At 46.5% G+C, this 13947-nt stretch carries 13 protein-coding genes; 9 read left to right on the plus strand and 4 right to left on the minus strand.

What is annotated here, in order from left to right; all coding sequences use genetic code 11:
- Positions 1-4 precede the first annotated feature (4 nt).
- The 3 genes from H8K32_RS12550 to H8K32_RS12560 form a co-directional block, all read right to left on the minus strand.
- Positions 5-850 (minus strand): LytR/AlgR family response regulator transcription factor, encoded by an 846-nt coding sequence (locus tag H8K32_RS12550; RefSeq protein ID WP_186912881.1) that lies wholly within the window; start codon positions 848-850, stop codon positions 5-7.
- A 25-nt stretch (positions 851-875) separates the two neighbouring features.
- Complete coding sequence (locus H8K32_RS12555) at positions 876-2003, minus strand: sensor histidine kinase (RefSeq protein WP_246447333.1); 1128 nt, start codon at positions 2001-2003, stop codon at positions 876-878.
- Positions 2004-2159: 156 nt separating this feature from the next.
- Positions 2160-3401, minus strand: a complete 1242-nt coding sequence (locus H8K32_RS12560) for a CaiB/BaiF CoA transferase family protein (protein WP_186912882.1) — start codon at positions 3399-3401, stop codon at positions 2160-2162.
- A gap of 44 nt (positions 3402-3445) precedes the next feature.
- Here H8K32_RS12560 and ugpQ point away from each other — a divergent pair, with 44 nt between their 5' ends.
- The 7 genes from ugpQ (at position 3446) to H8K32_RS12595 (ending at position 9955) form a co-directional block, all read left to right on the plus strand.
- Complete coding sequence (gene ugpQ / locus H8K32_RS12565) at positions 3446-4192, plus strand: glycerophosphodiester phosphodiesterase (protein ID WP_186912883.1); 747 nt, start codon at positions 3446-3448, stop codon at positions 4190-4192.
- A 183-nt stretch (positions 4193-4375) separates the two neighbouring features.
- Positions 4376-6988, plus strand: a complete 2613-nt coding sequence (alaS, locus tag H8K32_RS12570) for an alanine--tRNA ligase (RefSeq protein WP_186912884.1) — start codon at positions 4376-4378, stop codon at positions 6986-6988.
- Positions 6985-7503 carry a GNAT family N-acetyltransferase gene (locus H8K32_RS12575; RefSeq protein WP_222613099.1) on the plus strand — a complete coding sequence of 173 codons (519 nt, stop codon included), beginning with the start codon at positions 6985-6987 and terminating at the stop codon, positions 7501-7503. Before alaS ends, H8K32_RS12575 begins: the two co-directional genes overlap by 4 nt.
- On the plus strand, positions 7503-8021 hold the full coding sequence (locus tag H8K32_RS12580) for an NUDIX domain-containing protein (RefSeq protein WP_186912885.1): 519 nt from the start codon (positions 7503-7505) through the stop codon (positions 8019-8021). The genes H8K32_RS12575 and H8K32_RS12580 overlap by 1 nt, the downstream gene beginning before the upstream one ends.
- Positions 8022-8206: 185 nt before the next feature.
- Positions 8207-8434 carry a sulfurtransferase TusA family protein gene (locus tag H8K32_RS12585; protein WP_186912886.1) on the plus strand — a complete coding sequence of 76 codons (228 nt, stop codon included), beginning with the start codon at positions 8207-8209 and terminating at the stop codon, positions 8432-8434.
- A 319-nt stretch (positions 8435-8753) separates the two neighbouring features.
- Positions 8754-9110 carry a VOC family protein gene (locus tag H8K32_RS12590; RefSeq protein WP_246447334.1) on the plus strand — a complete coding sequence of 119 codons (357 nt, stop codon included), beginning with the start codon at positions 8754-8756 and terminating at the stop codon, positions 9108-9110.
- A gap of 47 nt (positions 9111-9157) precedes the next feature.
- The gene (locus tag H8K32_RS12595; protein WP_186912887.1) at positions 9158-9955 is read left to right on the plus strand and encodes a thioesterase family protein; all 798 of its coding nucleotides are present in this window, start codon (positions 9158-9160) and stop codon (positions 9953-9955) included.
- A gap of 75 nt (positions 9956-10030) precedes the next feature.
- Here the strand turns inward: H8K32_RS12595 and H8K32_RS12600 are convergent, their stop codons facing one another.
- A complete protein-coding gene (locus tag H8K32_RS12600; RefSeq protein WP_186912888.1) occupies positions 10031-11473 on the minus strand; it encodes an alpha/beta hydrolase in 1443 nt (480 codons plus the stop codon).
- Between the two features lie 611 nt (positions 11474-12084).
- Between H8K32_RS12600 and H8K32_RS12605 the strand changes: the two genes are divergently transcribed.
- Positions 12085-12837, plus strand: a complete 753-nt coding sequence (locus H8K32_RS12605; RefSeq protein WP_186912889.1) for an electron transfer flavoprotein subunit beta/FixA family protein — start codon at positions 12085-12087, stop codon at positions 12835-12837.
- A 113-nt stretch (positions 12838-12950) separates the two neighbouring features.
- Positions 12951-13883, plus strand: a complete 933-nt coding sequence (locus H8K32_RS12610; protein WP_186912890.1) for an electron transfer flavoprotein subunit alpha/FixB family protein — start codon at positions 12951-12953, stop codon at positions 13881-13883.
- The last annotated feature ends 64 nt before the right edge of the window (positions 13884-13947 follow it).

A 13947-nucleotide genomic window follows, 5' to 3' on the forward strand; every position in this document is an offset into this window, starting at 1 on the left:
GACTTTACATCTGTTTGAATAAATGTGCATAAACCCGACTGACGCTGAGTTTATCATCGCTATTTTTTAACTTTAAGGTGATCTTGCCAGATTCATCTTTGTGCGCCATGTGTACCCGCTTAACATTGACCACTGTACTGCGATGTATTTGCCAGAACAGGCTGCTATCAAGTTGCGGTAGCAGATCACGTAAGCTACTACGTATCAAAGAAGAGTGTTCTGCCGTGACGACGTTGATGTACTTGTCTGTCGCCTCGAAATAGATCACGTCTTCTATGGGAATAATACGTATATTGTTACCGACAGCGGCACGGATGACCGATAATTTTTCAGTTGTTGGTGATAGGTTTTCTGCCGAATTTGGTAATTGAATTTGATGTAATTGCCGTAATTGTACAATCACGCGTTCAAGTTCTGATTCTGGCTGTTGGCGGTCGTTCTGAGTTTTTGTACGCGCTTGAAAATGCTCTTGTAGACGTTTGATGGTCTTGTTAAGGCGTTCTTCACTGATTGGCTTTAATACGTAATCTGCCGCACACGTTTCAAATGCCTGCACGGCAAATTCATCATACGCAGTTACATAAACAACCATAGGGAAAGGCTGTTCGGCTGGCCACTCTTCAGCTAATTCTTGTGCAACTTCAAGGCCGGTTTTGCCTGGCATTTTTATATCCAGAAACAGCACATCAGGCAATTCACTAAGTGCTGCTTGTACTGCTTCTATGCCATTTTCTACCACGCTGCATAACTCCAATTCAGGCCATAGTTTGCCTAGCATACGTTGCAAGGTTAAAGATAAAATTGACTCGTCTTCGGCGATCAGAGCTTTGATAGTTGGCGCTTGATTCATATTTTAATGTCCGGTTGAAATGCCTTTAAGCTAATGCTGGCAGGGTAATCGTGGCTATTGCACCTTCAGGCAGGTTTGATTTCAGATTGAATGTTGCTTGTTCTCCGAATAATGCGAGTAGTCGTTCGCGAATATTGGCATTTCCAACGTGTGCTCTATCTCGGTCGATAGAAATATTTTTCTCAAAATTAAACGCAAGACCTAAACCCGTATCACTGACTTCCAGTAGTATTTGATTGTTATTTTTTCTGACGCTGACGGTGATTTCTCCACCTTCTACTTTGGGTTCCAATCCATGCTTGATTGCGTTTTCTACCAGAGGTTGCAATAGCATAGGTGGGATTTTCTCTTCTTCCAATCCGGACGGTAAATCGAGCGTATAGCGCAGACGTTTTCCCATACGGATCGCGAGTAAATCCAGGTAGGCCTGGATTAAAATAAATTCTTGTTTTAAGCTGATATTTTCGGCACGGGAAGAGCTCAGCGTGGCACGCAGATATACAATCAATTGTGCCAGCATGTGTTGCGCTCTATCGGTATCGATGGCGATTAAGCCTTGTAAATTTGCCAGCGTATTAAACAGCATATGCGGCTCTATCTGTGCTTGTAGCAATTGCAGTTGCGCTTGCATTGCCTGCCGTTCAATCGATGCCGTGCGGGCTTTTTCTTTTTCTGCATTTGCGATCAATTCTGCAATCTTAATTTTGTTCCAAAATGACCATGCAGCGATGACGCTGATCAGGCAGCTTAAAGCAATGAATGCAGAAATATAGTTACTTTGAAAATGTAATACTTCACCAACGGGATAAGAGAATATCAACGCGCCAATAACTGATCCCAATGTAAAACCCACTGGCGCTAAAAAAATGCACAATAGATAAAACGCGAACATGTTGCGCTGTGCCTTTCCCCAAATGAGACGATCGGCGACGCGAATCAGAGCATGACAGCTAAACCCAATAGCATTTGAAAAAACGAGGTTTTCCAAAAACGAGCTACCATTGCGCATGATAAAGGTAACCAGGATTGCACAAAGAAAATTGATGACGAGTAATCTCGGTATTTCGCCGATAATTTTTTTAAGTAAACTATCTGGAATTACCTGGTATTTTTTCTGCAACCGTTCTCGCATCTGGTGGACTATCTGCATCATAGATATTCTTTGCTGTGGTGAAGTCTGAAGGGTATTCAATAATAAGGGTTTGTCGCAAGTAACTGGCGACGACATGTAGAATGATGTCGCCAACGGTCTCTGGTAAGGCGGGAGCTGGATCTTTGTTTAAAAGAATATTTGTCCGGCACTTGCTGCTTAGATTACTTTTTTTTCTTTCAGTAACTGCAGTTGATTTACATCGTAATTGAGTAAGCGCTGCAACACGGATTCGGTATGTTGTCCCAGCAAGGGTGGCGCACCTGCATAATTCACCGGTGTCGCGGATAATTTCATCGGACTGGCGACCAGTTTGACCGTTCCTGCGGTTGGATGTGGTAAGTCAATTTGCATGGCGCGTGCTTTGACTTGCGGGTCGTCGAAAACTTCATTGAGCTGATTGATAGGGCCACATGGGACGCCAGCTTCTTCCAACAGAGTGATCCATTCGCCTTTGGTTTTACGTTTCACCATGTCTGCCAACATCGGAACCAGCGTGTCGCGATGTTGTACCCGCGCTGGGTTGGTGCTGAAGCGAGGATCCTCCGCCAATTCTGGCTGACCGCCAATGTGGACAAATTTTTTGTACTGGCCGTCATTTCCAGCGGCGACAATAATGTGTCCATCAGAAGTCGCAAAGGTTTGGTAGGGGACAATATTGGCGTGGGCATTGCCCCAACGTTTTGGCGCATTACCGGTGGTCAGATAATTCATGTTCATATTTGCTAACATTGCTACTTGCACATCGAGTAAAGCCATATCGATGTATTGACCTTCACCCGTGCGGTCGCGATGCGTAAGGGCAGCCATGACGGCAATGGTGGAATACATTCCGGTCATTAAGTCTGTAATGGCAACGCCAGCTTTTTGCGGCCCGCCCCCAGGCAGGTCATCGCGTTCACCAGTGAGTGACATAAAGCCACCCATGCCTTGCACAATGAAATCATAACCTGCGCGATTCGCATAGGGTCCATCTTGTCCGAAGCCGGTAATTGAGCAATACACCAGATCAGGTTTGATGAGTTTCAGAGAGTCGTAATCTAGGCCGTATTTTTTGAGTTGCCCGACTTTATAGTTTTCCAGCACCACGTCAGAAATCGCTGCCAACTCGCGAATAATCGCCTGCCCTTCTGGCGTAGCAATATCGACCGTTATCGCTTGCTTACCGCGATTGGCAGCAAGGTAGTAGGCTGCCTCAGTGGTGTTGTTACCTTCGCCATCGCGCAAATACGGCGGCCCCCAGCTACGGGTATCGTCGCCGCAACCAGGGCGCTCTACTTTGATAATTTCTGCTCCTAAATCCGCCAAATTTTGTGCACACCATGGTCCGGCAAGAACTCTGGTCAAATCCAACACACGAATATGGCCCAGTGCTGTTTTAGGTAATGATGCAGTCGTCATCTTCGTTTATCCTTATGTTTATTTATTATTTTCAGGAGAGCAGTATGTGGCCCTATCCTAAGGTCATTGCCCACAGAGGTGGCGGAACCTTGTCGCCAGAGAATACACTGGCGGCGATGCAATGTGGTCTCGATTATGGATTTGCCGCCGTAGAATTTGATGTCATGTTATCAAAAGACGGCATTCCTGTGCTGATGCATGATCCTGAATTTGGCCGCACCATTGCGGGTGCCGGTAGTGTCGCTGCCAGTCTGGCGGCAGAATTGCAAGAAATGGATGCCGGGCGTTGGTTTTCAGATAAATTCACTGGCGAGCCCGTGCCCACTTACGAACAAGTGGTACGGTTTTGCCGTAACCACAGCATTTGGATGAACGTGGAAATCAAACCAGCACCTGGTTACGAACAGGACACTGGACGTGTCGTCGCAGAAATGACCACAGCCTTGTTTGCTGATGTCGGTGTGACAGATTTGGCGCATTTACCGCTGTTTTCATCGTTTGAATTTGATGCGTTGATGGCGGCAAAACATGCTGCGCCTAATATTCCACGCGGCTTTCTGATGGACGAAATGAAATCTGACTGGCGTGCCCAAATGCAAGAATTAGCCGCTTGTGCAGTACATACTAACCATAAGTATCTGACACCCGGCATGGCTAAGCAGATCAAAGATGCAGGTTATGGATTATTTTGCTACACCGTCAATACGCCAGAGCGGGCACGAGAAATTTTGAGTTGGGGTGTTGATGCTTTTTGCACAGACAGAATTGACCTGATAGATGCTGATTTTTAGATGTTAATAAAAAGCAATCTCTTGGTCAGATATTATTCGTCGCATAGGTTTTGTAAGTGTAGTAATTTGGCAACTCGATTTCGCCCTATTTACGACTTATTTGCAGGCGGATTGCTGATGTCGCACTTAATTTATACCGTATAATCAAAAATTAGACCATTTTTAGCTCAGCCATCTCAATTTATGAACTCGTCAGAAATCCGCGATAAATTCCTTAGCTTTTTTGAATCCAAAGGCCACAGCCGTGTGCGCTCATCAAGCTTGATTCCAGGCAATGATCCAACTTTGTTGTTCACCAACTCTGGTATGGTGCAATTTAAAGATGTTTTCCTTGGGCAAGATAAGCGTTCGTATAGCCGCGCCACAACCGCGCAACGTTGCGTGCGTGCGGGTGGTAAGCATAACGATCTGGAAAACGTCGGTTACACCGCGCGTCACCACACATTCTTTGAAATGCTGGGTAACTTCTCGTTCGGCGACTATTTCAAAACGGATGCGATCCACTATGCTTGGGAATTGCTGACGGTTGTTTATGGCTTGCCAAAAGACAAGCTGACCGTCACTGTCTATCAAGAAGACGACGAAGCCTACGATATCTGGAAGAATGAAATCGGTGTTCCTGTCGAACGTATTATTCGTATCGGCGACAACAAAGGTAGCCGCTATGCGTCAGATAACTTCTGGCAAATGGCTGATACTGGTCCTTGCGGCCCATGTACAGAAATTTTCTACGACCACGGACCTGAAATCTGGGGTGGTCCTCCAGGATCTGAGCAAGAAGATGGCGATCGTTTCATTGAAATCTGGAATCTGGTGTTCATGCAATTTAACAAGGATGAAGCAGGTGTCTTGCATCCTTTGCCTAAACCATGCGTTGACACTGGTATGGGTTTGGAGCGCTTGTCTGCAGTATTGCAGCACGTGCATTCCAACTACGAAATTGATACCTTCCAAAATCTGATCAAGGCAGCTGCACGTGAAACCGGCTGCACCGATCTGGAAAACAATTCTTTACGCGTCATTGCTGATCATATTCGTTGCGCTGGCTTCCTGATTGTCGATGGCGTCATTCCTGGCAATGAAGGCCGTGGTTATGTGTTGCGTCGCATTACTCGCCGCGCGTTACGTCATGGTCACAAACTGGGTCAGAGTCAGCCTTTCTTCTTTAAACTGGTCGCTGATCTGGTCAAAGAAATGGGTACCGCTTACCCAGAGCTGGCAGACGCTGCAGAGCGCGTTGCGCAAGTGATTAAGCAAGAAGAAGAGCGTTTCGGCGAAACGCTGGAACACGGCATGAAAATTCTGGAAACCGCATTGGCTAAAGACAGTAAGCAGCTCGATGGCGAGACGGCGTTTACTTTGTATGATACCTATGGTTTTCCATTAGATTTAACTGCTGACATTTGCCGTGAGCGCGATGTGGTGCTGGATGAGTCAGGCTTTAATGCCGCGATGGAAATCCAACGAAAAAAAGCGCGAGAAGGCGGTAAATTTAAAATGGCTGCTGCCATCGATTACAGCGGTGATAAAACCAAATTTGTCGGTTACGAACAACTACAACACGAAGCAAAAATCGTTGCATTGTATGTCGATGGCAGCGCGGTGAATGAAGTCAAGGCTGGACAACAAGCGATTGTCGTTCTGGATACTACGCCGTTTTATGCGGAATCTGGTGGTCAGTGCGGCGACTCCGGGGTACTGATCGGCAGTGATGGTGCGGTGTTTGAAGTCAATGACACACTCAAAGTACAAGCTGACGTATTCGGACATCATGGTGTTGTGAAGTCTGGTAGCTTGACTATAGTGCAAAGCGTCAAAGCCGAAGTCAATGCGGAGATCCGCGCTCAGACCATGCGCAACCACTCTGCGACACATCTGATGCACAAAGCATTGCGTGAAGTATTAGGTAGCCATGTTGCACAAAAAGGTTCTCTGGTTGACGTGGAAAAAACCCGCTTCGACTTTAGCCACAATGCACCAATGACAGCCGAGGAAATTCGTCAGGTTGAAACCATTGTCAATCGCGAAATTTTAGCCAATATAGCGACTCGCGCTCAGTTGATGGCCTATGATGATGCGGTTAAGCACGGCGCTATGGCTTTGTTCGGTGAAAAATACGGCGATGAAGTGCGCGTATTAGACATCGGTACTTCACGCGAATTATGCGGTGGTACCCACGTATCCCGTACAGGCGATATCGGCTTGTTTAAAATTGTTGCTGAAGGTGGCGTTGCTGCTGGTATTCGTCGCGTCGAGGCTGTGACCGGTGAGGTGGCACTCAATCTGGTACAAAGTCTGAATAACCGTGTTAATGAAGCTGCAGCGGCATTGAAAGCGCAGCCTGAGGAATTGACACTACGTATCACTCAGGTGCAGGATCATGTTAAGTCTTTGGAAAAAGAATTAGCAACGTTAAAATCTAAATTGGCCTCCTCTCAGGGTGATGAATTGGTGGCGCAGGCGGTTGATATCAAAGGCATCAAAGTCTTGGCTGCTGTGTTGGAAGGTGCTGACGTGACAGCACTGCGCGAAACCATGGATAAGCTTAAAGATAAACTGAAAACTGCGGCAGTCGTACTGGCAAGTGTGAATGACGGTAAAGTCAGCCTGATTGCTGGCGTGACTGCAGATAGTACGTCGAAAGTTAAAGCGGGTGATTTGGTTAATTTTGTTGCTCAACAGGTTGGCGGTAAAGGTGGTGGGCGCCCGGACATGGCTCAGGCTGGCGGTACTGAACCAGCAGGCTTGTCTCAGGCTTTGGCTAGCGTCAATGAATGGGTGAATGGAAAATTATGATCCACGTACGTCGCGCAGAACTCTCTGATGCGGCCCAGATCCAACGGGTCTATGCAAGTACCGGAGCCTATTCCGGTACTTTGCAGTTACCGCATCCTTCAGTTGAAATGTGGCAGGAAAGGTTACGAAATTTTGACCCTGATAGCACTATGTTGGTAGCGGTATATGATGGTGTTATCGTGGCTAATGCTGGTTTGCATTTAGAGAAGAAGCAGCGACGTTCGCACGTGGCAAGTATGGGGCTAGGGGTTGCTGATGCATTTACCGGTCGCGGCGTGGCGACTGCCTTGCTGACAGAGTTACTCAATCTTTCAGACAATTGGCTGCATATTTTACGGGTTGAGCTGACGGTATTCTGTGACAATGCACCAGCCATTCATTTGTATAAAAAATTTGGTTTTGAAATCGAAGGAACACACAGAGCACATGCGATGCGCAATGGGCGTTTCACTGATTCGTATTCAATGGCGCGATTGCATCCACATCAGCCTCTGATACCTTTGCGCGAAACCTGATGGAATTACGATTTTGTCCGGTGTGCGCGGGCACGTTAGCTACCCGTGTGGATGAACAAGATCCGCAAAAGCTACGCCTGTCTTGTCCTGATGGTCATTGGACGCATTGGGATAATCCTTTGCCGGTTCTGGCAGCCTTAGTTGAAGTCGATGGAAAAATTTTGCTTGCGCGCAATGCTGCATGGCCAGAAAAAAACTTCGCTTTAATCACCGGTTTTATGGAACGCGGAGAAACACCAGAGCAGGGCGTGGCGCGCGAACTCAAAGAAGAAACCAATCTTGATGCCGACATCATCAGTCTGATCGGCGTCTATGAATTCATCAAAAAGAATGAAGTCATTATCGCCTATCATGTAAGAGCGAGCGGGGACATTAATCTATCGCCTGAGTTAGTTGAATACCGATTAATTGAGCCGCAAAAATTGCGCCCATGGAATGCCGGAACAGGTCATGCGGTGGCAGATTGGATGCGATCAAATGGATACGATCCAGTGTATGCAGAGTGGCCTTCAGGATAGAAAAAGTGATCTTTTCATGGCTAAATGATAATTTAATGCATAAATTTGGTGCATTTAGTTTTCATTAAATTAAGAAAATGTTGTTAGAGTGTTGCGTTGCACCATCTCAAAGAAATTTCCGGTAGAATTGGTGCATCATATGTTTTGTAAATGAGCTGAACTCATTTGCTGCTACAGGAAAAATCATGCAATTCAACAAAGAACTGGATGCACGCGGACTCAATTGTCCTTTGCCCATTTTAAAGACCAAGAAGGCACTCGCAGAAATGATTACCGGTGAGGTACTGCATGTGCTGGCAACAGACCCGGGATCAGTCCGCGACTTCAAGGCGTTTTCTAAACAGACCGGCAACGAATTGCTGGCTCACCAAGAAAACACCAATGAGTTTGAATATTTTATTAAGCGAAAATAAGCACTAGCTGGAAGATAAACGGCTTCACTGTAAATTGGTAGCTTTCTGAATAAGATAGGCCTTAAAAACCCGCAAATTTGTTTGCGGGTTTTTTTACGTCCGCAGAGTGCGCCGCATCAGCATCAAATGCGATAAATTGATTTTGTAATGAGAGAAAATATGGTGTGTGGCAAATTGATTTTAAAGTTCTTTGGACGAGGCTTTATGTAATAGCGATGCAAGAGTGACTTTTAAGAGTGACTTTTTCGGATTGCTGTTGAGTTTGCTAAATCGATTTAAACTAACACATCAAAATAAAGCAAATGCAAAGGGGATAAGAATGAAACTAGTTAAACGCTGCATGCTTTTCACGTTAATGCTGGGTGTGTCACTTTCAACGTGGTCGCAGACATCTGCATCCGCCATTGCGCCCGTCGGTCACGTTACCGGAGTGGGTGGCATATTCTTTAAAACCAGGGATACCAAGGCCTTAGTTGCCTGGTATCGCGACGTGCTAGGCGTACCCGTCGCTGTTTGGGGCGGAGCTATCATGCGCTATGACGCGCCAGAGCACCCTCCAGCCATTGCATGGAGCATTTTCCCTTCGAGTACCAAATACTTTGCGCCGTCGACTAGTGAAATGATGATCAACAAGGTCGTTTTGCGTGGATACTTGATCCCGAAGGAAATAAGGTAGAGTTATGGGAACCTAAGCCAAAAACGGCCCAATAAACGAGGAAAACGATGTCAATTGACCTGTTGCTGAAAGAAGCGCAAACGCAGTCCAAATTAATTATTCCCGCAAACTGGGGGCAGGGGCGTGCCACATTCGGTGGCTTAATCGGTAGTTTAATGTTAAGCCGTCTGACCGCTGAATTGGGTGAGTTGGCGAATGACCGGGTGTTGCGATCAGCGACCATTTCTTTTATTGGTGCGGTAACGCAAGGCGAAGTGGAAATCAGTACCGAAATTTTCCGTAGCGGAAAATCAGTGACACAAGCGGCTGCAAAATTAACTCAAAATGGTGAGGTCATGGCGTTCTTGCTGGCAAGCTTTGGCAGCGTGCGCGCGTCAGGTATTCACGTCGCGCCGCGCAGCATTGCTCCCGAATTTAAAGCGCCGGGTGACGCAGTAAGACTGCCTCACATCCCAAATCTAACGCCGGAATTTTTGCAACAAGTGGATCTGCGCTGGGCACACGGCGATGCACCATTCAGTGGATCGAATAAGGCTGATTTTGGAGGCTGGATGCGTTGGGTTGACGATTTTCCTTGCATAACGGTTACGCACTTACTTGGATTGACGGACTCCTGGCCACCTTCAGTGTTGCCAATGCTTAAGGGCCATGGCAACGCAAGTACGCTTAGTTGGAATATCGAATTTTTCTCTCATGAATTTCAGAAGACGAGCGAGAATTGGTGGCAATATCAGGTCACAACCGATTTTGCAGAGTCGGGATACGCTCATGCGGAGGCACATATCTGGGATGATGATAAAAATCTGGTTGCTATCAGCCGCCAAGTATCGACAATTTTTGCTTGATGTTTACTAAAGCAAATACCGTTGGCTCCTCAACTTGCAGGAGCTTGAAGCCGACATTGTCATTGATGCCCTAGACTACTTAGTTTTCATTTGCGATGGATCATTTTCCCATGGTAAAGAGCGCGTCAGCAAAACGTTTAAAAGATTGTCTTGAAAGTTAATATTATTGGTCAATTGCACATGGTCTTCGCATAAGAAAAACCAGTATGCTACCGGGATGAAACTATCTTCGCTTTGCTCAGTCGATGGGTCCAGTGTTTCTCTGGCTAAAAAAGAGGGCTTGGTGACGCGACCATCGCCTGGTTCCAGCATCAATTCATCGTATCTTACTCCTGCAATTGGCCTGTGGATTTCAGACGGATTGAGTCTGGTCATGAGTTGATCGCCATCAGGTTCAAGCAGCAGTCTTGCAGGAGTCAGATTGCAGTCGCCACCAAATAGCACATAGCGTATTGGTGTTTCAGGCTCCGATGTGGATAGTGCCCACATAAAGCGTCGCGCACGTTCCAGTCGGTAGGCGAAAAAACGTTTTAAATCGGCGAGACTCTCGCCCGCCATAGCGCGTCCTGAGTTAAGCATTCGCTGCTGAATACTCGGATTGAAGATGCTCCAGCGATAGCGTTCCCAAGTCGCAACATCGAACAAATTGTCATTGAGTGTATTGCCGTTGATATCAATGAGCCAACTGACCAAAGGGTGAGGAAATAACTGGTAACCGCTCGGCATTGTCGCTAACACCTCAGGGGCAATTTTTCCGAAACCGACCTTTTCCCCATTCAGAAAAGCATGTAGCGAAGACGCTGAGCCAAGATTAGGCGTACCGAGCAAAATCAGCTTGCGCACCCGTGTTGTGCCATACAGAGTTACTTGTTCATGGTCACCATTCAATACATCTGCCACACCATAGCGTAAGTAATACCTTGCGACCAGACCGCCCATACTGTGCGCTACCAGATCAACTTTCAAATCTGGGTTGCCATAGTCGCGTCGAATCTGATCGATTAAGGCTTCCAGCGCAAGCGCATGGCGGCTGTTATCCTGACGGAAGTCATACGGAAAAATATAGTAGCGTCGTTCGTTTTTTAATGCTGGTGCCCCCAGCGCTCCGCGTTGGTAGCCGCCACTTTTTTCTAGAGTAGAAATGATAGGACCATAAATATCTTGCCCGAGCACCCGGTCTGCAACATCGTAGGCCTCCAGATTGTCTGGCAGCACTTGCAAGGTCTCACGATCGAATTTAAGTGCAAGTTGTTGGTAGTCGCTGAACAAAACATCGGTTGCAGATCCGGGCCATACCTCTTTACCGGTTTGCTTGTCGCGCAGTTTAGATCCAAATAAACCGGGAATAAGAATGACGGGGGTATTGTCTGTCGTCTGATCGCTGATCCGGTATAGGCGGGACAGGTCTGGACGAAGTGGGGCGGAGCAGTCGCACAACAATGTGCACATCAATACGGATGTCAATGACAGCAAAAGAAAGTGTGCTATGTTTTGAAGGCGGACATTGACGTTCAGCATCAGGAAACTCCTGTATCAGATCGGAAGAAAAATGCGTGTTTCAAAACCCATTAGTTCATCGCAGGTAGCATATCATTGCCGGGGAGATGCAGCCGGACAATTCCTGAGCAGGTGTCAGTCAGAAGCTTAACGCTATTTATTTCATATCGACGTTGGTGGGCTGTATTTGACCTCGCTCGGAATTAATTTGGTTGACCGAATGAAAAATAGAAGTAATCTGCTTAATTAGTTACCTGTTTTCATTTCTTATTGTTCTTTTAGTGTTTGTGACAGCATCTTTAGGTGTTTCGCTCTAGCCTCAATTGAAGTAAAAAAGGAACGATCGTGCTAAATTATGCAAAATGTTCCTGATTTCGATTTATAATCGTTAAGATTTACGTATACGTCAATTTGAACGCGTTGAAGTGCCGCTTAATATGTTGTTAGTGCTCACTAATGCAATTTAAGGATTAGTATTCAGTGTTTGTCAGAGAAAGCGTAAGCAGAATTCGAAGTAGGATTGATGTTAATTCAATATCAATTCGCTTAAGCGTTATTAAGCATTATTTAAGCAATACACTCAATTAGCAATACCCTCAGTATCCCCAAAATTAGCTCATAAAGGCAGAACTATGAAAGTCCTGGTACCAGTCAAACGAGTAGTCGATTACAACGTCAAAGTGCGCGTCAAATCTGACGGCTCAGGGATGGATATCGCCAACGTTAAAATGTCGATGAATCCTTTCGACGAAATCGCTGTTGAAGAAGCAACCCGCCTGAAAGAAGCTGGTGTTGTGACTGAAGTTGTGGCGGTTTCTTGTGGCGTAGCACAATGTCAAGAAACCTTGCGTACTGCGATGGCGATTGGTGCTGATCGCGGTATCCTGGTGGAAAGCGATGCAGAATTGCAACCACTGGCAGTCGCTAAGTTGCTCAAAGCACTGGCTGACAAAGAGCAACCACAATTGATTATTCTCGGTAAGCAAGCAATTGACGATGATTGCAATCAAACTGGTCAAATGCTGGCAGCCTTGTTGGGTTGGCCACAAGCAACGTTCGCTTCTAAAGTGACTGTTGCTGACGGTAAAGCAACGGTGACACGTGAAGTGGACGGCGGTCTGGAAACTTTGTCCCTTACTTTACCAGCGATCGTCACCACAGATTTGCGTCTGAACGAGCCACGATATGTGACTTTGCCAAACATTATGAAGGCAAAGAAAAAACAATTGGATAACGTCAAGCCAGCGGATTTGGGTGTCGATGTGACATCCCGCGTTAAGACTTTGAAGGTAGCAGAGCCTGCAAAACGTAGCGCCGGCATTATCGTGCCAGACGTTGCGACGCTGGTTTCTAAACTGAAAAATGAAGCAAAAGTAATCGGCTAATTTTTAGCAACTTTTTAGCTTCTTTTTGGCTTCTTTTTTAGTTTCGCTGAGAATATTTACGAATAATTTTTCACCAGACCAAGTTGCTGGTGATTTACTAAGTGGAAAACATCATGACTACACTCGTCATCGCTGAACACGACAACGCTGGCCTCAAGGGCAGCACTTTAAATACCATCACTGCTGCTGCACAATGTGGCGCGGATGTACATGTTCTGGTTGCTGGCTTTAATGCTGGCGCAGTGGCTCAAGCCGCAGCACAAGTTGTTGGCGTCAGCAAAGTATTGCATGCTGATGCAGCGTACTTCGCTGACGGTCTGGCAGAAAATGTTGCTGAACAAGTTCTGGCGATTGCTGGTTCTTACAGCCATATTTTGGCTCCTGCAACAGCCTACGGAAAAAACATTCTGCCACGCGTGGCAGCTAAACTGGACGTATCACAAATTTCTGAAATCACTAAAGTTGATTCTCCAGATACTTTCGAGCGCCCAATCTACGCAGGTAATGCGATTGCCACTGTGCAATCTACTGATGCAGTGAAAGTGATTACTGTACGTACAACAGGTTTTGATGCTGCTGCAGCGACAGGTGGTTCCGCTGCTGTAGAAACGATTGCTGCGGTTGCTGATTCTGGCAAATCTGCTTTTGTTTCGCGTGAAGTGGCTAAATCTGATCGTCCAGAATTGACTGCTGCTAAAGTCATCGTTTCTGGTGGTCGTGGTATGGGCTCTGGCGATGCATTTAAAGTGCTTGAGCCATTGGCTGATCGTTTGGGCGCGGCAATGGGTGCGTCCCGTGCAGCCGTCGATGCTGGCTTTGTACCAAATGACTGGCAAGTTGGTCAAACCGGTAAGATCGTTGCGCCACAACTGTATATCGCTGTCGGTATCTCTGGCGCAATTCAGCATCTGGCTGGTATGAAAGATTCCAAAACGATCGTCGCCATCAACAAAGACCCAGAGGCACCAATTTTCTCGGTTGCTGACTACGGTATCGTTGGCGATTTGTTTGAAATCGTACCGCAACTAGTTGCTGAATTAGGTTAATCAGCAGTTATTGCCAGCAATTGCCGATCAATTTATTGATCTGAACAGGACAGAATGAGTCGTT

Source organism: Cognatundibacterium jejuense, from assembly GCF_014284255.1.
GTDB classification, from domain to species: Bacteria; Pseudomonadota; Gammaproteobacteria; order Burkholderiales; family Burkholderiaceae_D; genus Undibacterium; species Undibacterium jejuense.